Consider the following 21625-nt stretch of genomic DNA (forward strand, 5'->3'; position numbering starts at 1 on the left):
AGATGGACATCGCCCTGATCCGCGTCGACGACCGGCTGATCCACGGCCAGGTCGTCATGGGATGGACCCAGGCGCTGGGTATCCAGCAGATCCTCGTGGCCGACGACGCCACCGCGGCGAACCCGACGCAGAAGAACCTGATGCTCCTCGCGGTGCCGGCCGGCGTGCGGGCCGACATCCTGTCCATCGCGGACTCCGCGCGGATCGTCGAACAGTCCGGCTCCGACGTCAAGACGATCGTCATCGTCAAAGGCCCGAGGGAGCTCAAGGCACTGCACGATGCCGGCATGAAGATGACCGAGGTCAACGTCGGCAACGTCCACACCGGGCCGGGGCGCAAGCGACTGACCAAGGAAGTGCACGCCAGCGACGACGAGATCGCCATCTGGCGGGAGCTGTCCGACCAAGGCGTCCGTTTGGAAGCCCAGTGGTTGCCCGGCACGGCGCGGACCGACCTGGGCAAGCTCGTCGCCGGACTGAGCCATGACCACGCCTGACTCCCTCGACGCCCGGGCCGGTGCCACGAGGCAGCTCGCCCGAGGTGACGTCCCGGTCCTGCAGCGGGCGAGCCTGCGTGAGCAGGTCCGCCAGGCGCTCGAGGAGTTCATCGTCTTCGGCCGGCTCGCCCCCGGCGAGCACCTCGCCGAGGAGTCCCTGGCGGAGTTGCTGGGGGTGAGCCGGCAGCCGGTCAGGGAGGCACTCCAGTCGCTGTCCGCCGCCGGCTTCGTCGACCTGCGAGCCGGGCGTGGTGCGTTCGTCCACGAGCCGACGGCCCGCGAGGCGCGGGAGGTCTTCCACGTCCGAGCGCTGCTGGAGTCGGACAGCTGCCGGCTGGCCGCCCAGAACATCGACGACGACGGCGCGCGGCGGCTGGAGGTCATCTACGCCGAAGGGCACGAGGCGTCCCAGCGCCACGACGACCCCCGCCGGCTGATCGAGCTGAACCGCACCTTCCACCGGACGATGACCGAGATCGGCGGCAACCGCGTATCGATCGCCCTCGTCGCCGACCTCGAACGACGTGCGGGCTGGTACCTGGCGACCATCATCACCAACCGGGCACCGTCCTCCTGGGCCGAACATCGCGAGATCCTCGACGCCGTGGTCGCTCGCGATGCCGACCGCGCCCGCGATCTCATGCTGAACCACATCGACCACTCCAGGGACCTGCTGGAGTTCACCGGTCAGTAGCCGCTCCCGCCCGGGGTCGCTGAGCACCCCGGCGGAGCTGGACAGCCTGGCCTCGTCGCCGGCTGAGAAAGAGTGTCATGTCCGCAGTTGAGCTCGGCCTGTTGTTGCTCGCCGCCCTGGCGGCCGGATCTATCAACGGGGCTGTCGGCTCCGGTTCGCTGGTCACCCTTCCGGTCCTCCTGGCCTTCGGCCTGGACCCGGCGGCGGCCGTGACCACCAACACGATCGCCATGGTCACGTCGGCGCTCGGCGGCACCCTGGCCTACCGCAAGGAGCTGCGGGAGGACCGCGAGCACATCCGCGGCTTGCGTTACATCTCCGTCGCCGGCGGCGTCATCGGCTCCGTTCTCCTGCTCACCACCAGCGCCGACGCACTCGACGTGATCGTGCCGATCCTCATCGGGTTCGCCCTCGTCCTGGTGATCGTCCAACCGCGGTTGGCGGACCTGGCACGGTCACGAGCCGGGCGGCGGGCGGGCGACAACCCGTTCGGCAGCAACGGCCTGCGCCTCTCGATCCTCGGCTGCTCCGTCTACGGCGGCTACTTCGCCGCCGCCCAGGGCATCCTGCTGCTCGGCGCGCTGGGCGCCTTCAGCGGCCGGCCCCTGCGCACGACCAACGGCATCAAGAACCTCCTGACTTTGACCGTGAACGTCACCGCCGCAACCGGCTTCACGATCGCCTACTTCACCGGCCACGCCGACGTCGAGTGGCTCGCCGTCGCCGTCATGGCCGTCGGCGCGACGATCGGCGGCTACACCGGGGGCCGGCTCGCGAAGGCCGTACCGGACTGGGCGCTGCGCGCCCTCATCATCGTCATCGCCGTCGTCTCGTTGGCCCACGAACTCATCGGCTGAGGTCTTGGCCCGGACGCGGTCAGCCCTTCACCGCGCCGCCGAAGCCCTGTGCCAGCCGCCGCTGGACCAGGCCGAAGAAGACGAGGATGGGGATCGAGAACAACGTCGACGCCGCCATGACACCGCCCCAGTCGACGAAATACTCGTTGAAGAACGACTGCAGCGCGACCGGCAGGGTCTTGAGCTCCTCCTCGCGCAGGAACGTCACCGCGATGAGCAGCTCGTTCCATGCGCTGATGAAGCCCTGGACGGCGGCCGCCGCGATGCCCGGCCAGGCCAGCGGGAGCACGATCCGCCACAGCGCGGTGAAGCGGCTGGCCCCGTCCACCCAGGCGGCCTCTTCGATCTCGATCGGGATGCCGACGAGGTAGCCGCGGACCAGCCAGATCGTGAAGGCCACGGTCATCGTGAGGTTGGCGACGATCACCCCGATCAGCGTGTTGATCAGTCCGGCGTCGATCGCGAACCGGTAGAGCGGGATGATCAGCACGATCTCCGGCAGCATCTGCAGTGACAGAAGGACGACCAGCAGTACCGTCTTGCCGCGGATGTGGAGCCGGGCCAGGGCGTAGGCCGCGACGACCGCCAGCAGCAACGTCAGCGCCACCGTCGCCGTCGAGATGATCAACGAGTTGACCAGTTGCTGGAGGAAGTCGCCCTCGAACAGCGCGCCGTACCGCTCGAAGGTCGGGTTCGCGGTCCACAGGTGCGGCGTCTTGGTGAAGATCTCCGGCTCGGGTTTGATGGACGTGACGAACATCCAGTAGAAGGGGAAGAGGCAGGCGACGACGAGCAGCGTCGTCATGATCGTCAACCCGGTGCCGGTCAGGAGACGGCGCGGTGTCAAGCGGCGGCTCACGTCCTCTCCTCCCTGCTGAGGCGGTAGTAGACTGCGGTGAGTGCGCTGAGAACCAGCAGCGAGGTGACGGCGATCGCCGCCGCGCGGCCCTGCTCCAGCAGGCCGAACCCAGTCACCCAGGTCAGGATCGACACCAGTTCGGTCTCGTGGTTCGGACCGCCCGCCGGGGTCGTCATCACGAACACGTAGTCGAACGAGTTGAACGACGAGATGCTGGACAGCACGATCAGGATCAGCAGCACCGGCATGATCATCGGCAGCGTGATGCGCAGCAGGATCCGCAGCGAGCCGGCGCCGTCCACGCGAGCGGCCTCCAGCACCGCCCGGTCCACGGTGCTGAGCGCGCCGTAGAGGGCGATGGCCAGGAACGGCACCCGCTGCCACACGCTGGCCGTACCTATGGCCACGAACGCCGTCTCGCCCTGGGCGAACCACGAGAACCCGTCGAACCGCTCGAACCCGAGCGAGGTGAGCAGCCAGTTGACCACGCCGTACTGGTCGTTGAACATCCACTTCCAGATGATCCCGGAGGCCACCCGCGGCATCGCCCACGGCAGCAGCACCACGATTCCCAAGAGCCCGGCCCAGCGGGGTAGCCGGTTGAGCAGCAACGCCACGGCCAGCGCGAGCACCATGCTGAGCGCGACGGTGCCGGCCACCCAGACGATGGTGCGCAGCAGGGACGCCAGGTACTGCGCGTCCGTCACGAGCTCCGTGTAGTGCTCGAACCCGACGAACTCGCCGGTCTCGACTCCGCGGCCGTCGTGCAGCGACAGCCACAACACGTCCAGCAGCGGAACACCGATGACGCCGATCAGTACCGCGAGTGCCGGGAGCAGGAACAGCAGCGCGTAGCGGCGATGGTCCCGAGCCAGCCAGCCGCCGCCTCGCCGGGCCGGGACCCGGCGGAGCGGCGGCTGACGGCGTGCGTCGGCCCGGACGGCCACTAGCCGTCTCCCAGGGTGTCGTCCATCGTCTGCGCGAGGTCGTCCATGACGTCTCGCGGAGCCGAACCCCCGATGATGGCGTGCAGCGCGTTGACCAGCTCGCCGGTGGCTTCGACGCCGCCCCAGGCCGGGGTCGTCGGCACGAACCGGGCCGTCTCCAGCTGTGCCGGGAACACGTTCCACAGCTCCGACGAGTACGAGCCGGTGGTCGACTCCAGCTCCAGCGCGTCGAGCTTCGCCGGCATGAAGCCGAGCTGGCTGGTGATCTCCACCAGCCGCTCCGGGTCGAGGATGTAGTCGATGATCTCCTCGGACTTCTCCGGGAGCTCGCAGCCCTCGAAGATCACGAAGTCGCTGCCGCCGAGGAACGTGGCGTTGTTGCCCGCGGGCCCGCTGGGCATCGGCGCCGTGGCGACCTTCGACTCCATCTCCGGGTTCTGCAGCAGCAGGCTCTTGAGGTCCCAGTTCCCGGCGACGAACATGCCGATCTCGTTCTGGCTGAACGCGTTGACGAGGTCGCCGCCGTTCCAGTTCATGGCGCCTTCCGGCGACAGGCCGTGCTCGGTGAGCAGGCCGGCGTAGAACGAGTACGCGTCGACGGCCTCGGGCTCGTTCATGCGCGACGCCCACGTGCCGTCGTCCTGCGTGGCGATCTCGCCACCCCACGCCCAGACGTTGGGCAGGTAGTACCACTGCCCGCCGCCGGCGACGCCGAACCCGTACATGTCGGGATAGGCGTCCTGGAAGGCCAGCCCGACGTCGACCACGTCGTCCCACGTGGCCGGAGGCTCGAGACCGGCCTGCTCGAACAGGTCCGCCCGGTAGACCAGCGCCCGGACAGCTGCGTTCCACGGGTAGCCGTAGACCTCGTCCTCGTACGTGACGCTGTCCGCGGCCGCGGAGACGTACTGCTCCTTGACGTCGTCCGGGGACTGACCCGTCGGCCGGAGCGCGCCCAGCGACGCGAACTCCGGCACCCAGGTGTTGCCGACCAGCCCGATGCACGGCGCCGTCTGGCTGCTGATGGCCGTCACGTACTGCTGGTGGGCGTCGTTGCCGCCGACGAACCGTAGTTCGACCTCGACGCCGTCGGTGCTGAACTCGTCGGCGATCTGCGCCCAGTACGGCTCGTACTCCGGGCCCCAGTCGCTCAGCCAGATCTCCAAGGTGCCCGATTCGGTCCCGCCGGCCGTCCCCCCGTCGCCGGACGAGCCAAACGCCGCTAGGACCACGGCCGAACATCCGGCCGCCACGAGAGCAGTGGTTCTGCGATGCGATTTCGACACTGCCGTGCTCCCTCTTTGTCGGTGATGCGTGCTTGTCACGTGCTCGTGGGCCGGCGGACGGTGTACCGGCCGCGTTACGCCCCCGGCCGCCAGTGACCGCTGGCCGTGGCGGCCTCGACGAACTCGGCCACCCGGTCTGCGTCGACCTCGTTCCAGGTGTTGCCGTCCTTCTTGAGCGAGGAGCCCACGATGACGCCGTCGGCGATCGAGAGGACCGATCCGACGCTGGCCGCGGTGACCCCGGTGTTGGCCAGTACGGCGACGTCCGGGACGGCGTTCTTTGCCTCCCGCACCTTCTCCGGGTCCGCGGCGACGCCGGTGGCGGAGCCGGAGACGAGGATCCCGTCGGCCAGCGAGCTGAACACCGCGCTGTGCGCGACCTGCCCCACCGACCGGGTGTCCAGGGGCGCGGCGAACTCGGCGGTGATGTTGAAGAAGAGCTTCACCTCGGAGGCGCCGATGGCGCGCCGGAACTTCAGCGCACCGTTCGGGTCGGTGTCCCACAATCCCAGCTCGCTCGCGTAGACCCCGGTGAACACCTCGCGCACGAACCGCGCGCCGGTGGCGTGCGCGATGGCGATCGCGGCCTGCGGGTCCCACAGGACGTCGACGCCGAACGGGATGGTCAGCTCGCGCGCCGCCTCGGTGACCACGGCCGCCATGGCCGACGTCACCTCCGGCCCGGCCGTCGTGCTGTACGGACGGTCGTTCTCGTTGCAGAACAGCACCGCGTCGACACCGCTGGCCGCCAGGATGGCGACGTCACGCGCCACAGCGTCCCGGATGGCGGCCATGCCACCGCGCTCGTCGTACAGCGGGAATCCCGGCAGGGCGGGCAGGTGCGCCATGGCGATGATGGCCTTCGGTTTGCCGAACAGTTCGGTGATGACGGTCACGGTTGTCCTTCGCTCGAGTGATGTGCGCGCCGGTGCGTGGACGCTACGCCCGGTTTCGCTCGGTAGTCAAGGCAAAATCGCGTAAATTCGTGCAGCATCATGCGGCAGAGCGGGGTATTCGGGCATGATGCGCTGCGAACTTGCGCGATACAATGCCCGCACACTGGAGAGAGGGCGGACCTGTGTTGATGACCACGCGGCACGAGCTCATTCGCCGAGAACTCCTCGCCAATGGCTTCGTCGCCACCAGCGAGCTGAGCGAACGGTTCGGCGTCGACGTCTCGACGATCCGTCGTGACCTCGCCGTACTCGAGCGCGAAGGAGCGCTGCGGCGCAGCCACGGCGGCGCCACGGCGCTGACGGTGGCCGGGGAGCCCGACATCCCCTATCGGCTGAAGAAGACCAAGCGCCTCCCGCAGAAGAAGGCGATCGCGGAACACGCGGCCGGCCTGGTGTCCGACGGGCAGATCCTCGTCATCGACAGCGGGTCCACCACGTACGCGTTCGTCGAGCGCCTGCGCCACCTGAACTCGCTCACCATCGTCACCAACGACCTTCGCGTCGCCAAGTTCAGCGCCGAGCAGGCCGGCTGGATGCTGCTGGTCACCGGAGGGCAGGTGATGGAGGGGGTCTACACGATGATCGGCGACCACGCCGTGCGCCTGCTCGGCGAGGTCCGGGCCGACTGGGCGTTCCTCGGCGCCGACGCGATCGACCCCACGGCCGGGATCACGAACTCCAGCCTCGAGGAGAGCAAGGCCAAGCGAGCCATGATCGTGTCCGCGAGCGCGACGGCGGTCCTCGCCGACAGCAGCAAGTTCGGGCATCGATCGGTGTGCCCCGTGGCGGCCATCGACGACGTCCGCCACCTCATCACGGACGACGACCTGCCGGTCGCTGACCGCGGCGCCTACGGCGACCGGCTGATCTGCGTCGCCGCAGACCCAGCGGCGGAAAGTTCCTGATCGCGGGCGCCGGCTGTCCATGGCCTCTACAGACGCCCGCCGGGCGGGCGGATCCCGCGCAGCGCCGGGTACAGCGCGGAGTACACCCCGAACCCGACGGCGTACGCGGCCTCGTGCGCAGGCTCGGGATCGATCCTGTCGACGACGTCCACCAGCCGCTCCACGTCCGCCCAGTCCGTGAACGCGCCGGTTCCCATCCCGGCCACGTATGCCGCGCCGAGCGCGGAGCTCTGGTGTGGCCCGAGCCGCTCGACCGGCAGACCCAAGACGTCGCTGACGATGCCCGCGAACACCCGCGAGCGCGCGCCGCCGTCGGAGACCCGGACCGAGCCGGCCGGCAGGCCGCGCTGGGCGAGGACGTCGACGTGCTGGCGGAACCCGTAGGCGATGCCCTCGAGCACCGCCCGGTACAACACGCCGCGACCGGCGCCGAGGTACAGGCCGACAAACGCCCCGCGCGCTGACGGGTCGTTGACCGGGGTCTTCTCACCGAGCAGGTACGGCAGGAACACGACGCCGTCGGCGCCGGCGGGGACGGCAGCGGCCGCGGCGTCCAGGTCCGGCAGGGCCGTGCCCGCCGCCAGTTGTTCGGCGAACCAGCGGATCGCGCTGCCGCTGGCCGCCATGCAGCCGTTGGGCACGTAACGGCCGGGCGCCGGGTGGAGATCGAGGAACAGTCGTTCGTCGACGATGGGCTCACCGGACACGGCGAGGATGTCGCCGGCGCCGCCGATCTTGACGAGGACCTGCCCGGGCTCGGTGATCCCGGCGGCCAGGGCCGACAGCACGTGGTCGGCTCCGCCGGTGAACACCGGCGTGCCGGCCCGCAGGCCGGTCGCCGCCGCTGCCGATGCCGTCACCGTGCCGATCAGCGCACCGCTGGCCAGGACCGTCGGCAGGAGATCGCGGTCGACGCCCGCGGCCGTCACCATGAGCTCGGACCACGCCCCCGACGCGAGCTCCCACAGCCCGCTCTCCAGCGCCCAGTTGGTCTCGGTGGTGACCCGGCCGGTGAGCCGGGCGGCGACGAAGTCGTACGAGCCCACCACCCACCTGGCGGCCTCCAGAGCCGCGGGAGCGTGCCTGGCCAGCCACCTCAGTTTCGGCCCGACCGACTGCGCGCTGACGGGCGCGCCGGTGACGGCCAGGACGTCGAGGCTCGCGGACCGCTCAGCCAGCTCGGCGATCTCCTCGTGGGCGCGCACGTCGTTCTGCTGGATCGACGGGGTCAGCGCCCTGCCGTCGTCGTCGACCGGGATCACCGTCGGGACCATGCCCGTGACGGCCACGCCGTCGACGGGCAGTTCGCCCAGCTCCCGCGTCATCGCGCACACGTTGTCCCACCAGTGCTCCGGGTCGGCCTGCGCGTACCCGGGCGCCGGGCTGTCGATGACCGCCGGCCGCGACCACGACCCGGCCACGCCGCGCACCGGATCGAGCGCGACCGCCTTCGTGGCGGTCGTGCCGATGTCGATGCCCAGCAACACGCCCATCAGCCGGCCACCGCCACCCTCGTGCCCGTCCGCACCGAGGCGTAGAACGCGTCGATGACCCGCTGGACCCGCAGCGCGGCGGACACGGTCAGAGCGGGATGGAACGGCTCGCCGGAGAGCACCCGGTCGACGAAGTAGCCGGCCTCGCCGGCATACCCGTCCTTCGGCGGCGTGGCGCGGGTGTACGAGACGACGCCGTCGCGCTCCGTCGTCCGCTGCCAGTCCAGCGGCGGCACGACCCCGGCGGCCGTGTGCAGCTCCCACCGGCCGCCGACGTCGATCAGGGTGCCGCCCGTGCCGTGGTATGACAGCCGCAACGGCGACGGGCCGACCTGGTGCCACTTGGTGTCGACGACGCCGACGGCGCCGCCGGCGAACCGCAGCGTGGCCAGGGAGACGTCCTCGACCGATGCCGGCAGGTAGTCGCGCTCGCCGAGGTTCACCGCGGTGCCGTCGACTTCGACGATGGTGTCGCCCAGCTGGTCCATGAACGTGTCGAGCAGGTAGCAGGCCTGGTCGATGAAGGTGCCGCCGCCGCCGCGGGCCGGGTCGACCAGCCAGTCGACGAAGTCGTCCGAGACACCGCCCTCGCGCAGCCCGCCGTGACCGGCCACGCCGCGGGCCAGGTAGACGCGTCCCAGCGCGCCGTCCGCGACCAGCTGCCTCGCCTCGTCGTGGACACCGTCGAAGACGGTGTGGAACGCCACCATGACGCGGGTGCCGGCGTCGGCGGACCGGGCGACGGCCTCGGCGACGGCCTGCGCACCCGTGCCGGTGGCCGCCAGCGGTTTGTCCATGTAGACGTGGCTGCCCCTGGCGACGCACCACGGCACCACCTCCGCCTTGGCCCGGTTGTCCGAGCACACCAGCGCGACGTCGAACCGTGCGTCGTCGGGCACCTGGGCCAGGCACCGGTACGCCGGCACCGGGCCGAACGTGTCGCAGGCACGGGCGCGCAGGTGGTCGCCGTCGTCGACGACGGCGGCGACCGTGACCTTCCCGGTGGAGAGCAGCCCGGCGGCCATGGACCACGCGTGGTCGCTGGCCAGGCCAATGACGATCGCGGAGAGAATCTGCACCGCGCTCACCACTGCGAGCCGAGCGCGGGCGTGGGCGGCTCCACGTCGGTGAAGGTGGACTCGATGGTCACCGCCGTGCCGGTCCGCGCGGACTCGTACGCCCCGAGCATGATCTCCAGGGCGTGCCGGGCCAGGTCCGCGCCGAGCGCCGACGGCGTGCCGCCGAGCACGCAGTCGGCGAGGTGGTCGACCAGCAGCGCCCGCTTCAGGGCGAGCGCCCAGGTCTCCGCGCCGGCGAGGTGCCCGAGGTCCGGCGCGATCCAGCCGTCGAACTCGCTGCCGGTGATGTCGGTGCGGTAGACCTCCAGCTGCGGCGCCGGGCCGGACTGGTTGATGTTGTAGTTGACGTTCAGCGCGCCTTCGCGTCCGTACACCTCGATGCGCGGCCCCTTCGCGGCGTAGACGTTGAACGTCGAGTCCACGGTGGCGAAGACGGAGTCGCCGAAGTCCAGCAGCATCAGCGTGTTGTCGTCGGCGGTGACCTCGACCTCGAGGCCCTTGAACGGGCCGCGGCGCACCGTGCGGACCGGGTCGGTGATGCCGGAGAACGCCGTCACCCGGCGCACCGGCCCCAGCAGCCCGAGCAGCTCGTGGATGCCGTAGACGCCGACGTCGAACGTCGGGCCGGAACCCTCTCGGTAGAACCAGGACGGGTCGCGCCACGGCGCGCCGGCGGCCGGTCCGGCACCGGACGGTCGGGCCCGGGCGAACGCGATCCGGCCGATGACGCCGTCGCGGATGAGCTTGCGCGCCTCGCTGCGCGACGGATACAGCATGTTCGGCGGCGACACCACGACGGTGAGACCCTGCTCCTCGGCGAGGTCGACGATGGCGTTCGCGTCGTCCAGCGTGGTGGCGACGGGCTTCTCCAGCGCGAGGTGCTTCCCGGCCTCGAGGATCCGCCGCGACGTGTCGCCGTGCGCCGGGATCGGGGTGAGGTTGACGACGGCGTCCAGCTCGTCCAGCTGGAGCAGCTCGTCAAGGGACGCGAACGTGTGCGGGACGGCGTACGTCTTGGCGGCCGCGGCGAGCCGGTCCTCGACGGGGTCGGCCAGCGCGACGAGATTCACCTTGTGCGCGATGTGGTGGAGGTTCGGAAGCACGCCGTGCGGGCCGAGCGCGATCTCTCCCACCCCGAGCACGCCGATGTCTAGCTTCTTCTCCGTCACTGGGCTCTCCTTCTCGGTCGGTTCGTCCGTGCCGCTCAGGTGGGGTCGATGACGTCGCGGTAGACGCGCATCCAGTTGCCGCCCATGACCTTGGCGACGTCCGCCTCCGGCAGGTGGCGGCGCAGTTCCAGCTCGACGGCGGGGAAGCCCTCGGTGGTCTTCATCCAGTCCGGCGGCGGCGTCACGCCGGGTGAGGCGGCCGAGCCGGCGCCGTAGAACTCGCCCTTGGTCCACCGGCCCACGCGCATCCAGTCCAGGTAGGCCTGGTCCTCGTTGCGTCCGATGTCCGTGCCGATGCCGACATGGTCGATGCCGGCGATCTCGACGGTGCGCAGGATCAGCTCGCACCAGCGCTCGAGGCTCGCCGCGTAGTAGTCCCCGCAGATCTTCGGGTAGGTCGGGATGCCGATGATCCCGCCGCGCTCGGCGACGGCCGTGATCAGGTCGTCGCCCTTGTTGCGCTTGTGCGGCACCAGCGAGCTGGCGTTCGCGTGCGTGATCGCGATCGGCCGCTCCGAGCGCTCAGCGGCCTCGAGCCCGGTGCGCTCGCCGACGTGCGAGATGTCGATGAGCATGCCGACCCGGTTCATCTCCCTGATCACCTGCTCGCCGAAGCGGGTGAGGCCGGAGTCGCGCGGCTCGTAGCAGCTGCCGCCGAGGGCGTTCTGGTTGTTGTAGGTCAGCTGCATGACCCGCAGGCCCATGTCGTGGAAGAGCTCCACGAACCGGACCCGGTCGGCGATCGGGGAGCTGTTCTGAGTGCCGAGCATGATCGCGGTGCGGCCGGTCGCCGCGGCGTGCTCGATGTCGCGCGTCGTCCGGGCCAGCAGGATGAGATCGGCGTTCTGCTCGGCGAAGTCGTGCCACTGGCCGATGCGGTCCATCGTCTCCAGCGTGTCCTCCCAGAACGCCATGGTGACGACGGCGCAGGTGATGCGGCCGGCGCGCAGCTCCTGGAAGACCTGCCGGTCGTAGATGCTGTTCTCCAGCCCGTCGACGTAGATCATCTGGGTCGGCTGGGTGGTCGCGGTCGTCATCTACAGCTCCTCGAAGGACTCGCCGTGCACGACGCCGTCGGCGTCGATCATCATCGGTCCGGCGTGCCGGCTGGAGACGTCGTTGTCCGGCGCGAGAGCGAGCAGCGCGCGGTCGTAGGCCGTCCAGTAGACGCGTGCCGGTGTGGGCATACCGTGCCGGGCCGCGCGCAGCAGGGCGGCTCCGCCGGCGACGGCGCTCACGCCGGCCGGCCCACTGCCTTCGGCGGCCGGTGCGGCGATCACGACGACGTCACCGGCGACGTCGCGGGCGTCGCCGTCCGGTGTCGACGCGGTGGTGCGCGCGCCACCGCAGACCACCACGACGCTCACGCCGTACCGGTGCGCCGAAGCGGTGACGGCGGCGAGCAGCCGCGGGTGCAGGACGTCGTCGACGCTCAGCACCGCCCGCCCGTGCCGGTACACGGTGTCGACGGCGAGGTCGACGATGCTCGGCGCGACCAGGAGCGAGAAGGCGCCGTGGCCGGTGACCCGCAGGAACTCGCCGTCGTCGGTGACGATGGTGAGGCGCTGCCCGTTCCGGTCGCGGATCCGGTCGAAGTCGTCCGCAAGCACCTCCAGCGCGCCGAGGCCGAGGGCCTGCGCTTCGAGGATGAGGTCGCGGACGGGGCCGCTCTCGCTCTGCGCGAAGCCCAGCAGGAGCAGGTTGCGCTCGACGACCAGCCGGGTCTCGCGCGGGCTGAGCCGCATGACGCCGTTCTCGTCGCCGGGCCAGCGGTGCTGCGACGGGGCGTCGGTGCTCACCAGGGACGTGTCGCTCATGACGTGACTCCCATGCGTGGCTCGGCCGGCCAGAACCAGTGCGCGCTGCCTCGCTCGCGCAGGTCGCTCCACGTCGGTGCACCGTGGAAGAGCAGGCCGCGCAGGGTACGGCGCAGGTGGTCCTTGGTCCGGTCCAGGCCGTAGAAGGCGATGTTGACCAACGCGATGATGTGCGCCGGGTTGACGGTGTCGCCGAGCAGCTCCATCAGTGGGGTGTGGTACGGATCGTCCGCGAGCGCCTGGACCCGCTCGACCAGCTGCCGGCGGCGCGGATGCGCGACCAGGAACCTCGCGACGGACAGCTCGTCGGGGTGGTCGTCCAGCTCGCCCCGCAGCCCCGCGAGCAGCGTGGGCAGGTGCAGCGCCAGGTCGATCGCCTCGCCCGCCTCCGAGCGCGGGCCGCGCCGGGGCTCCTCGGCGTTGCGGGACTTGTAGAGAACCCGCGGGTCGTCCGGGACGCCCGCCAGCGCCAGGTCGAGGGCCCAGCCGTACTGGCGGTCGATGAGCGCCTTGAGCTCCCCGATCGTGGACTGCGGCGAACGCACGAGGATCTCGCTCACGGTCAGCTCCCGCAGCAGCGCGTCGGCGTACTCCGGCACCAGTTCGATGAGCAGCGAGTCCAGGGTCTCCGCGGCGGTCGGCGACACCAGCGGGGCGACCCGGCGGCGCAGCTCGGACAGCGGTGCGGCTGGGGCCGCGCCGGTGCCGGCCCGGGTCTCGCCGGCGATCCCCCGGGCGACCTCGAGCACGCGGTCGAGATCGCGGGCGATGAGCTCGCTGGCGTCGAACGACTCGTAGCGCGTCCGGTCCTCGCGCCGGTGCCGGGCGGCCTTGACCAGCAGCGACTCCAGCAGCTCGAAACCGTCGCCGATCTGTTCGGCGGAGAGTGCGCACGCGTGGGCGATCGCCCGCTCGCGCAGCTGGATCCACCGCGACACGACGCGCGGGTGGTTGTGTACCCAGAGGATCAGCCCAAGGCCGGAGCCGTTGCCCAGGCCGAGGTACGTCTTCAGCCGGGGATCGAGCGGGACCGCGCCGGGGCCGCGCGACCGCGCCAGCGACTCGGCCAGATCGAAACCGAACTCCCGCATCAGGTAGGCGGCCAGCATCTGCGCGAAGTACGGCACCCGCAGCGGGTGGTTCTCCTCGTAGCCGAGGAACGAACGGGTCCCGAACGTGCCGTTGCCGTCCAGCCCGGTGTTGCGAAGGATGTAGCCGGCTTCGGCGAGGCGGTCCAGATCGGGTTGCCGGCCGGCGGCGAGGCTGTCGACGACGTGATCGAAGGCGCGCAGGCTGCGGTTCGACCGCGCCCACGCCAGGGTGCCCTCCGGCGCGCGCCCCTCGTACAGCTTGGGTAGTTCGGAGCGGGTCTGTTCGAGGGCGGCCGGCGTGACCGGGCCCTCCAGCAGCGCGCCCATCATGTCCCAGTGCCGGCCGATGATGCGGGCGGTGCGGCCTTCGATGCGCGGCTCGAACGAGAGCGCCACGAGGTCGAACGTGTAGCGACCGGCGTCGACCCGGTACAGCGCCTCGCCGCGGCCGCGCTCGTCGATGTCCCAGGTGACGCGCGAGATCGACCAGTTGGAGCCGACGAGCATGTTCATCAGTGCCCGGCTCGCCGACAGCCGGCTGGGCTGCAGGACCGCGAGCCGTTCCGGGCGCATGATCACCTCGGGGTCACGCATCGTCATCGCTCCGCGCCCAGGCCGGTGTGCAGCTCGTTCATGCGAGCCGCCGCTGCGGTGAGCTCGCCGAGCGCCTGCGCCGGGTCGAAGCGGCCGACCGGGCCGATGATCGACAGCGCGGCGAACACGGCGCCGCCGGCGTCGAAGACCGGGACGGCGACGGCGACGGTCTCCAGCCCGATGCCGGTGTCGGAGAGGGCGTAGCCGTGCTCCTTGATGGCGTCGAGCTCGTCGTCGCCGGGCACGTCGACGCCGGACGCGCGCAACGCGCGTACCTTGGCCGGGCTTCCCCACGCCAGCAGCACGCGCCCGGAGGCGGAGTGGCGCAGGTTCATCCGGCCCTCGAACGTCGAGTCCGCCAGGACCGCGCGGTCCGGTTCGACCCGCTCCACGATGCGCGCGACGTCACCGTCGATGACGGCCAGCGACACCGCCTCCATCACCGAGCCCGTCAGCTCCTCCATGACCGGCCGGACCCGCTCCCCGATGCCCGCCTGCGCCAGTGCCCGCTCACCCAGGTGGCGTGCCTTCAGCGACAGCCGGAACGTGCTGTCGGGTAGGTGCTCGAGCCAACCCGCCTCACGCAGTGTCACCAAGTGGGCGAAGAGCTGGCCGCGGGTGAGCCCCAGGCTCTCCCGGATGTCGGCGGCCCGGAAGGCACGGTCCTCCTGGCCGGCCCGCTCCAGCACCGCGAGCGTGGTCAGCGAGGTCGAGTAGGTCTGACTCATCGCGGCTCCCTGCGTTCCTGATATCAGGACGTCGTCCTGATAAGTCAGACGCTAGGGCTTGGCGTACGGCAAATCAAGGGGAAAGCGTGCAAAAGCGAGCATCCAGTGCGCTCGGCCGCGCGAGACTGGCTCGATCAGGGGACGACCGGCGCCGCCGGGATTCGGCTGGCCGGCGTTATCCGCAGGCCCCACTCGAGGTCCAACTCCGCGCCCGGTTCGAGGACCTCGAGATCGGTTCCGGTGGCCAGGGCCTGGGGCGGCGCGGTCATCGGTTCGACGGCGACGGCGCGGCGGCGGGCGGGCCCGGGCAGCGCGTCGCCGGTGTAGATCTGCAGCCAGCGGCAGCTGGGTCCGGCCCACAGTTCGATCGTGCGTGCCGGTTCGGCGAGCATGCAGCTGACGCGTCCGTCCGTGCGGCGCAGCCCGCCCAGCGTGTGGTTCAGGATGAGGCCGTCGAGTGGCCGGCCGTGACGGAGGTCGGGTCCGTGCCGCGACAGGTCGCCGACGCCGCTGGGCCGCCCTGCGGCGTCGGTCAGCACTCGTCGAGTGGCCGGCACGGTCAGCACGGACTGGTCGAGCGGCCCGAGCGGGCGCAGGTACGGGTGGGCGCCGAGAGCAACCGGCGCCGCGGCCGTTCCGGCGTTGCGGGTGACCAGCCGGGCGGACAACCCGTCCTCCGACAACGCGTAGCGGCACTCCAGGTCCAGGGCGAACGGATACCCCGGCCGCGCGGGCAGCTCGCAGCTGAGCGTGATGCTCGACGCGTCGTGCGCTCGCGGTTGCCAGGCGAGCCAGCGCACCAGGCCGTGACTGGCGCTGTGGCCTCTGGCCGGCTCGTCGACCGGAAGCCGGTGCTGCTGGCCGCGCCAGCTCCAGCGGCCGTCGCGCAGCCGGTTCGGCCACGGCGCGAGGATCTGCCCGTGCCCGGCCGGCGGCAGCTCCCCGGCGCCGAACCCGTCGACGAGTGGGCTGTCGTCGTAGGTGAGCTCGCGCAGGGTGGCGCCGGTCCGGGTCACCACGGCGCGGTAGCCGGCGGAGGCGATCCGGAACTCGCGGCCTGCCCCGCCGCTCAGAGGCTGAGGCCCGGTAGCCACAGGGCGAGCTCGGGGACGAGCGCGACGAGCAGTGTCGCCGCCAGCAGGGCCAGGAAGAACGCCACGTTGGCGCGGGCGACCTTCATCGCGTCCAGCCCGGCGGCCTCGCCGACGACGTACAGCACCAGGCCGACCGGGGGCGTCAGCAAGCCCAGCATCAGCGTCATCACGATGACGACGCCGAAGTGCACGGGGTCGATGCCGAGCTCGGTCGCCGCCGGCGCCAGCACCGGCACGACGATCAGCATCGCGGCGATGGCTTCCATGAAGGTGCCGATGACCAGCAGGAACACCATGACGATGAGCAGCAGCACCTGCGGGCTGGAGGTCATCGACGACAACGTCTCGGCGATGCTGCGGGGGATGCCGCGCACGGACATGATCCAGCCCACGTGCGCGGCGAACGCGATGATGATGAGGATACTCGCCGAGGTCAGCGCGGCGCGTTGGAGGACCTGACCGAGGACACGCGCGGGCAGCCGCACGTAGAACAGCGTGCACACCAGGGCGTAGCCGACGGCGATCGCGGCAGCCTCGGTCGGCGTGAAGTACCCGAACCGGAGCCCGCCGATGATCACGATCGGCAGCAGCAGGATCGGCAGGGCCTTTCCGGTCGCTCTGGCGGCGAAGGACGCGGAGAAGGGCTCCCGTGGCAGCGACCGGTCGCGGGATGTCGTCGCGAACACGACCAGCAGCAGTGCGCCGGCCATGAGGAAGGCCGGCAGGATCCCGGCCATGAACAGCGCACCGATCGACACCTGCGCGATGAGGCCGTAGACGATGAGTGGGATCGACGGCGGCAGGATCGGGCTGATGAGCGAGGACGACGCCGTCACGGACGCGGCGTAGCGCGGGCTGTAGCCGTTGCGGGTCATCTGCGGTATCAGCAGCCGTCCCGTTCCGGCGGCGTCGGCGACGGCCGCCCCGGAGATGCCGGCGAAGACCATGCTGGCGCCGACGTTGGCGTAGGCGAGCCCGCCGCGCAGGTTGCGCACCCAGCTCAGCACGGCGTCCATGAGGACGCGGGTGAGGCCCGCGGCGTTCATGATCTCGGCGGCGAGCAGGAACAGCGGGATGGCCAGCAGAGTGAACGAGTCCAGCGCCGCCACCGAGCGCTGCACGACGGCGGCGACGTTCGAGCCCTGCAGGAGGGAGAAGGCGACCGCCGAGATGCCGATCGCGTAGGCGACGGGGACACGCGCGAAGATCAGCGCGATCATCGGGACGAGTAGCCAGATGATGTCCATGGAGTCTCCTCGCGGCTCAGATGCCGCTGGTCTCGGTGGCGTCGTCGGTGGCGATCCGCCGGACCGGGTCCATGTCGAGGACCCGGCGCACGATCGACTCCAGGCAGTAGGCGGCGCCGATGCCGTAGCTGATGAACGCCGCCAGGGCCAGCGTCGTCCGCGGGATGCCGAGGCTGGGGGAGACCAGCACCGACGACGACGCCCAGACCGCCGGGATCTGCAGGAGCAGGACGGTGAGCAACGCGAGGACCGCGGCGTCGACGGCGAGCCCGAACCAGCGGCGAAGCGGTGCCGGGAACTTGTCCACGACGTACTCAACGGTCAGGTGGCGGTGTTCGCGCAGCAGTGCGGCCGCGCCCAGGAAGGTCATCCAGACCAGGGAGAGCCGCGCATACTCCTCGATCCAGTTCTGGCCCTGGCCGAGCACGAGACGGTCGAAGACCTGCCAGAGCAGCAGCAACGCCGAGGCAGACAGGATCACGACGATGCTCGTCACCAGTACGCGCTGGACCAGGTCGAGGAACCGCGAGACACGATCGACGGCGTGGCGCACGGTGCCGGGGCGTGTCGTCGTCGGCATGTCAGAACTCCGACTGGATCCGGTCGAGGACGCCGTCGCCCCAGATGTCGGCGGCGTACTGCTCGGTGACCGGGTACATCAGCTCACGGAAGGCGTCGACGTCCGGTTCGATGATCTCCAGTCCCTGGCTCTCCCACTCCTCCAGGATGTCGGTGTAGGCGGTGTCCAGCTCCGCGGACAGCCACTCTTCGGCCGCGCGCATCTCGTCGCGCAGGATCTCCTGGAGGTCGTCCGGCAGCGATTCGAGGAATGCGACGCTGACCCCCACGAACTGCGGCATGTACGTGTGCTCGGTGAGCGTGACGTACTGCTGGACGTCACCGACGGCGTTGGCGTACGCGGTGTCAAGGGCGTTCTCCTGGGCGTCGACGACGCCGGTCTCCAGCGCCGAGTACACCTCCTGCGACGGGATGCCGACCGGCGTGGCACCGACCGCCTCCCAGATGTCGATCTGGAATTCCGTGTTGGGCACGCGCACGTCGAGCCCGTCGGCGTCGCCCGGTTCCTCGACCCGCACGTTGCTCGTCAAGGTGCGGGGCAGCCGTTCGAGGACCCCGACGATCTCGACGCCGGACTGCTCGACCCAGGCCTCGGACCAGGGCTCGGCGACGTCGCTGCGCATCACCTCGAGCATGTGGTCGGCGTCCCGGAAGATGTAGGCCGCGGCGAGGAAGTCCAGCTCCGGCACGCCGGTGACGCCGCCGGAGACGCCGTGGACGTCGCCGTTGATGATCGCTTCCTGGGTCTCCAGCTCGCTGCCCAGCTGTCCGTCGGCGAGGATCGTGACGGTGAGGCGGTCGTCGCTGCGTTCGGCGACGGCGTCGGCCCACCGCTGCAAAGCCTGGACCTCGAGCGATCCACCCGCTGAGGTGGCACCCAGGATGAGTTCGTGGCTCCCACCGGAGCCGGCGTCGCCCGACGTGCTCGTACACGCGGCGCTGAGCATCAGCACGCCGGCGGTCACGGCGCATGCGGTCCGCGAACGGGAGAAGGACGTCATCGTCTGCACTTCCAATCGTCGGTGATGTGGATCATGCGCGGGTCAGTCGGTGGCGGAGGCCTCGTCCCGGGGGCGTCGGGCCGGCGGCGTGGTCAAGAGGTAGCCCGCGCTCCCGCTGAACCCCTCGCGCAGGAAGCCGACGTTGGCCTGGCGTACCCGTTCCCAGTGGTCGTGGTGCTGCTGGCGGGCCCGCTCCGGCTCGCCGTCCCGGATCGCGTCGACCACGGCTCGGTGCTCGTGCGCCGAGGTGGCGGCGCCCTGCGGGTAGATGTGCAACGACATGAAGCGCAGCCGGCCGATGATGGTCTCCACGCGCTCCATGACCTGCCGGAGCAGCGGATTGCCGGTGAGCTCGGCCAGCAGCTGGTGGAACTGCTCGTCGGCCTCCACCCACGCGCCGCGGTCGCCGCGCTCTGCCGCCGTCTCCATCCGCGACACGACCCGCAGGAGGTCATCCTTCTGGGTGTCGTCGGCATGCTGGGCCAGCCGGTACACCGCCACGCCCTCCAGGCCCATGGCGACGTCGTAGGCCTGCTCGACCTCGTCGACGGTGAGCGGGCGGACGCGGGCCGAGCGGCCGCCTTCGCTGTCGACCAGCCCGTCGGCCTGGAGGCGAACCAGCGCCGCCCGGATCGGCGTGCGGCTCACGCCGAGGCGCTCGGCCAGGCTCATCGTGGTGAGCCGTTCGCCGGGGGCGATGGCGCCCTCCAGAATCGCTCGGCGCAGTTCGCGATACACGCGTTCCGGCGCGGGCACGCGCTCGGTGTTCCTTGGCTCGCTCATGGCGTCATCCTCGCCGGGTCGTTCTGCCGGAGGATGCGCCGGGCGGCGTCGATGTTGGCCTCGCGGCCGGCGCGTTCGGCGTCCAACGTGGCCGTCTCGTCGCCCTGGAGCGGCAGCCACTGCTCGACGATCACGCCCAGCCGGCCGTCCAGCCGCTGGTCCGCCGCGACGACCGCGGTCAGGAGGCCTGGGATGTCCAACCAGCCCTCGCCGAGGGTCCGGCCCACCACATGGCCACCGACGCCGTGCTGGTCGCTCACCACCGCGTAGTCCTTGAAGTGCAGGTTCACGCAGTGCGGAGCCAGCAGCGCGATGGTCTCGGCCGGCCACTCGCCGATCATGATCGAGTTGGCGGTGTCGAGGCAGACGCCGACCGCTCGGCTCCCGGACCCCTCCACGATCGACACGAGCTGGTCGCTCGGGGTGAGGAAGTGGTTCTCGATGGCGACGGTGACGCCGGCGGCCTCGTAGTCCGGGGCGACGGCACGCAGGATGGCGACGCATTCCGCCGGACTGGGATGGACGCCGTCGGCGTCCAGGACGACTCGCACGATGTCGGCGCCCAGCTCGGCCGCCACGGTGAGCTGACGCCGCAGCCGCGCCTCGGTCAGTCCCGACGTGCCGACCTGCAACCGCACGCCGCGCGCGTCGGCGTGATCGCGCAGGGCTCGCAACCGGTCGGGATCCATCGAATCGAGCTCGGCATTGTCCGCGATCTGCAACAGACCGCAACCCAGCGCGCCGGCCTCGTCGACCATGCCGGCCACGGTGAGCGGGACCCGTGGCCGGAAGGCCGGGTGCCCGACGGCCCAGCGGAACGCGTAGCTGCCGACGCCCAGTTCCATGTCAGCGGGCCAGGGTCGTGAGCAGGTACTCGGTGGCGCGGGCCGGCGACTTCGTGTCGATGAGGTCCTGCAGCTCGGCGCGGCCGAGCTTGTCCAGCATCCGGCCCAGCGCGTCCATCGCGCGGATCGTCGCGTCGAAGGCCTCCACCGGGTCGCCGTGCTTGGTGAACACGTCGTAGGAGAACCAGCCGTCCCAGCCCAGGCGGTCGAGATAGAAGAGCGTCTCCAGCATGTCCCAGAGGTTGACCGCCCCGGGCACCATGTCCCAGTCCCAGGCCCGGTTGTTGTCGTTGAAATGGACGTAGAACAGTCGTCCCGCGTCGTGCGCCATAACGGCGCTCATGGCCGGGGTCTCGCCCGCGATGAGCGCGTGCCCGACGTCCATGGTGACCCCGATGTTGTCCAGACCGATCCGGTCGCACAGGTGCAGCGTGGTCGCCATGTTCGGCACGATGATCGACTGGCGCGCTTCGAACGCCTTGTACTCGATGCTCACTCGCACGTCGGACCGGTGGGAGGCGGCCTCACGGAGACCGTCGATCAACCACGCCCACTGCTTCTGGTAGTCGGCCTGGAAGTTGTAGTCCCAGCCGTCGATGAGCGGGCACACCGTGACCAGGCCGGCACCGAGATCTGCGGCAAGGTCCATGCTCACCCGCAGGTCGGACACCGCCCGGGCCCGAATCGCGGGGTCCGGGTTGGTGAACGACCCGTACCGCCACACCGGGTCGGTCTTGACGTTGAGGTTGACGGCGGCGACCTCGAGCCCGAACTCGCGCACCAGGGCGGCGGTCTCGGCCGGGTCCTCGAAGTCGGGCGGGTAGACCAGCTCGACGCCGCGGGCGCCGTCGATCCCCGAGGTCGCGGCGAGCCGGTCACGCAACGGGCGGGGCGGCTGGTACTCGGTGAACCGATCGGCGTACCGGCCGAGGATCCCCACCTGGACACAGTGCTTGAAGGCCATACTCATCGCTCCGTCACCCGCCGGTAATGGACCCGATTTTGGATCCATTTTGGGGTCCAACGTAGACCGCTGCGCCCCGGGCCGCAAGTGCGGCCGTGCGAGTAGCGCGACCCCGGCCGGACGTGAGACGGCCTGACCTG

Annotated in this window: 22 protein-coding genes; 4 read left to right on the forward strand and 18 right to left on the reverse strand. The window is 70.6% G+C overall.

What is annotated here, in order from left to right:
- Positions 1-2: 2 nt before the first annotated feature.
- The 3 genes from E1269_RS00760 (at position 3) to E1269_RS00770 (ending at position 2048) form a co-directional block, all read left to right on the forward strand.
- Complete coding sequence (locus tag E1269_RS00760; protein ID WP_131889981.1) at positions 3-497, forward strand: PTS sugar transporter subunit IIB; 495 nt, start codon at positions 3-5, stop codon at positions 495-497.
- The gene (locus E1269_RS00765; RefSeq protein ID WP_131889983.1) at positions 484-1191 is read left to right on the forward strand and encodes a GntR family transcriptional regulator; all 708 of its coding nucleotides are present in this window, start codon (positions 484-486) and stop codon (positions 1189-1191) included. The genes E1269_RS00760 and E1269_RS00765 overlap by 14 nt, the downstream gene beginning before the upstream one ends.
- Positions 1192-1268: 77 nt before the next feature.
- The gene (locus E1269_RS00770) at positions 1269-2048 is read left to right on the forward strand and encodes a sulfite exporter TauE/SafE family protein (protein ID WP_131889985.1); all 780 of its coding nucleotides are present in this window, start codon (positions 1269-1271) and stop codon (positions 2046-2048) included.
- 19 nt (positions 2049-2067) lie between these two features.
- On the opposite strand, the gene E1269_RS00775 is transcribed toward E1269_RS00770, so the two are convergent.
- The 4 genes from E1269_RS00775 to E1269_RS00790 form a co-directional block, all read right to left on the reverse strand.
- Positions 2068-2907, reverse strand: coding sequence for a carbohydrate ABC transporter permease (locus E1269_RS00775; RefSeq protein WP_131889987.1), 840 nt, complete (start codon positions 2905-2907; stop codon positions 2068-2070).
- Complete coding sequence (locus tag E1269_RS00780) at positions 2904-3854, reverse strand: carbohydrate ABC transporter permease (RefSeq protein ID WP_131889989.1); 951 nt, start codon at positions 3852-3854, stop codon at positions 2904-2906. The genes E1269_RS00775 and E1269_RS00780 overlap by 4 nt, the downstream gene beginning before the upstream one ends.
- Positions 3854-5020, reverse strand: coding sequence for an extracellular solute-binding protein (locus E1269_RS00785; protein ID WP_162606158.1), 1167 nt, complete (start codon positions 5018-5020; stop codon positions 3854-3856). The genes E1269_RS00780 and E1269_RS00785 overlap by 1 nt, the downstream gene beginning before the upstream one ends.
- A 194-nt stretch (positions 5021-5214) precedes the next feature.
- Entirely contained in the window at positions 5215-6036 is an 822-nt protein-coding gene (locus E1269_RS00790; RefSeq protein ID WP_203432662.1) for a BtpA family protein, read from the reverse strand.
- 188 nt (positions 6037-6224) lie between these two features.
- Between E1269_RS00790 and E1269_RS00795 the strand changes: the two genes are divergently transcribed.
- Entirely contained in the window at positions 6225-7001 is a 777-nt protein-coding gene (locus E1269_RS00795) for a DeoR/GlpR family DNA-binding transcription regulator (protein WP_131889993.1), read from the forward strand.
- A gap of 26 nt (positions 7002-7027) precedes the next feature.
- Here the strand turns inward: E1269_RS00795 and E1269_RS00800 are convergent, their stop codons facing one another.
- The 14 genes from E1269_RS00800 to E1269_RS00865 form a co-directional block, all read right to left on the reverse strand.
- The gene (locus tag E1269_RS00800; RefSeq protein ID WP_131889995.1) at positions 7028-8494 is read right to left on the reverse strand and encodes an FGGY-family carbohydrate kinase; all 1467 of its coding nucleotides are present in this window, start codon (positions 8492-8494) and stop codon (positions 7028-7030) included.
- Positions 8494-9582, reverse strand: coding sequence for a Gfo/Idh/MocA family protein (locus E1269_RS00805; protein ID WP_131889997.1), 1089 nt, complete (start codon positions 9580-9582; stop codon positions 8494-8496). Before E1269_RS00805 ends, E1269_RS00800 begins: the two co-directional genes overlap by 1 nt.
- Positions 9579-10742, reverse strand: a complete 1164-nt coding sequence (locus E1269_RS00810) for a Gfo/Idh/MocA family protein (protein ID WP_131889999.1) — start codon at positions 10740-10742, stop codon at positions 9579-9581. The genes E1269_RS00805 and E1269_RS00810 overlap by 4 nt, the downstream gene beginning before the upstream one ends.
- Positions 10743-10777: 35 nt before the next feature.
- Positions 10778-11779 carry a dipeptidase gene (locus tag E1269_RS00815; protein ID WP_203432664.1) on the reverse strand — a complete coding sequence of 334 codons (1002 nt, stop codon included), beginning with the start codon at positions 11777-11779 and terminating at the stop codon, positions 10778-10780.
- Positions 11780-12559: a hypothetical protein gene (locus tag E1269_RS00820; protein ID WP_131890001.1), complete on the reverse strand. Its 780-nt coding sequence runs from the start codon at positions 12557-12559 to the stop codon at positions 11780-11782. It lies immediately after the preceding gene.
- The gene (locus E1269_RS00825; RefSeq protein ID WP_131890003.1) at positions 12556-14244 is read right to left on the reverse strand and encodes a hypothetical protein; all 1689 of its coding nucleotides are present in this window, start codon (positions 14242-14244) and stop codon (positions 12556-12558) included. Before E1269_RS00825 ends, E1269_RS00820 begins: the two co-directional genes overlap by 4 nt.
- Before the next feature lie 2 nt (positions 14245-14246).
- Positions 14247-14972 (reverse strand): IclR family transcriptional regulator, encoded by a 726-nt coding sequence (locus tag E1269_RS00830; protein WP_131890005.1) that lies wholly within the window; start codon positions 14970-14972, stop codon positions 14247-14249.
- 134 nt (positions 14973-15106) lie between these two features.
- Positions 15107-16066: an aldose 1-epimerase family protein gene (locus E1269_RS00835; RefSeq protein WP_131890007.1), complete on the reverse strand. Its 960-nt coding sequence runs from the start codon at positions 16064-16066 to the stop codon at positions 15107-15109.
- Positions 16042-17313, reverse strand: coding sequence for a TRAP transporter large permease (locus tag E1269_RS00840; RefSeq protein WP_131890009.1), 1272 nt, complete (start codon positions 17311-17313; stop codon positions 16042-16044). The genes E1269_RS00835 and E1269_RS00840 overlap by 25 nt, the downstream gene beginning before the upstream one ends.
- A gap of 16 nt (positions 17314-17329) precedes the next feature.
- A complete protein-coding gene (locus tag E1269_RS00845; protein ID WP_131890011.1) occupies positions 17330-17893 on the reverse strand; it encodes a TRAP transporter small permease in 564 nt (187 codons plus the stop codon).
- Position 17894: 1 nt separating this feature from the next.
- On the reverse strand, positions 17895-18893 hold the full coding sequence (locus E1269_RS00850) for a TRAP transporter substrate-binding protein (protein WP_131890013.1): 999 nt from the start codon (positions 18891-18893) through the stop codon (positions 17895-17897).
- Between the two features lie 42 nt (positions 18894-18935).
- Positions 18936-19676, reverse strand: a complete 741-nt coding sequence (locus tag E1269_RS00855; protein ID WP_131890015.1) for a GntR family transcriptional regulator — start codon at positions 19674-19676, stop codon at positions 18936-18938.
- Positions 19673-20521 (reverse strand): sugar phosphate isomerase/epimerase family protein, encoded by an 849-nt coding sequence (locus tag E1269_RS00860; protein WP_131890017.1) that lies wholly within the window; start codon positions 20519-20521, stop codon positions 19673-19675. The genes E1269_RS00855 and E1269_RS00860 overlap by 4 nt, the downstream gene beginning before the upstream one ends.
- A gap of 1 nt (position 20522) precedes the next feature.
- Positions 20523-21491 (reverse strand): sugar phosphate isomerase/epimerase family protein, encoded by a 969-nt coding sequence (locus E1269_RS00865; RefSeq protein WP_203432666.1) that lies wholly within the window; start codon positions 21489-21491, stop codon positions 20523-20525.
- Positions 21492-21625: the final 134 nt, after the last annotated feature.

Origin of the sequence: Jiangella asiatica, assembly GCF_004349065.1 — a bacterium.
Lineage (GTDB): Bacteria > Actinomycetota > Actinomycetes > Jiangellales > Jiangellaceae > Jiangella > Jiangella asiatica.

Coding starts and splice junctions, on each gene's coding strand:
- E1269_RS00760 (WP_131889981.1), top strand. CDS start 3: ATGGACATCGCCCTGATCCGCGTCGACGACCGGCTGATCCACGGCCAG.
- E1269_RS00765 (WP_131889983.1), top strand. CDS start 484: ATGACCACGCCTGACTCCCTCGACGCCCGGGCCGGTGCCACGAGGCAG.
- E1269_RS00770 (WP_131889985.1), top strand. CDS start 1,269: ATGTCCGCAGTTGAGCTCGGCCTGTTGTTGCTCGCCGCCCTGGCGGCC.
- E1269_RS00795 (WP_131889993.1), top strand. CDS start 6,225: ATGACCACGCGGCACGAGCTCATTCGCCGAGAACTCCTCGCCAATGGC.
- E1269_RS00800 (WP_131889995.1), bottom strand. CDS start 8,494: ATGGGCGTGTTGCTGGGCATCGACATCGGCACGACCGCCACGAAGGCG.
- E1269_RS00815 (WP_203432664.1), bottom strand. CDS start 11,779: ATGACGACCGCGACCACCCAGCCGACCCAGATGATCTACGTCGACGGG.
- E1269_RS00820 (WP_131890001.1), bottom strand. CDS start 12,559: ATGAGCGACACGTCCCTGGTGAGCACCGACGCCCCGTCGCAGCACCGC.
- E1269_RS00825 (WP_131890003.1), bottom strand. CDS start 14,244: ATGCGTGACCCCGAGGTGATCATGCGCCCGGAACGGCTCGCGGTCCTG.
- E1269_RS00830 (WP_131890005.1), bottom strand. CDS start 14,972: ATGAGTCAGACCTACTCGACCTCGCTGACCACGCTCGCGGTGCTGGAG.
- E1269_RS00840 (WP_131890009.1), bottom strand. CDS start 17,313: ATGGACATCATCTGGCTACTCGTCCCGATGATCGCGCTGATCTTCGCG.
- E1269_RS00845 (WP_131890011.1), bottom strand. CDS start 17,893: ATGCCGACGACGACACGCCCCGGCACCGTGCGCCACGCCGTCGATCGT.
- E1269_RS00850 (WP_131890013.1), bottom strand. CDS start 18,893: ATGACGTCCTTCTCCCGTTCGCGGACCGCATGCGCCGTGACCGCCGGC.
- E1269_RS00855 (WP_131890015.1), bottom strand. CDS start 19,676: ATGAGCGAGCCAAGGAACACCGAGCGCGTGCCCGCGCCGGAACGCGTG.
- E1269_RS00860 (WP_131890017.1), bottom strand. CDS start 20,521: ATGGAACTGGGCGTCGGCAGCTACGCGTTCCGCTGGGCCGTCGGGCAC.
- E1269_RS00865 (WP_203432666.1), bottom strand. CDS start 21,491: ATGAGTATGGCCTTCAAGCACTGTGTCCAGGTGGGGATCCTCGGCCGG.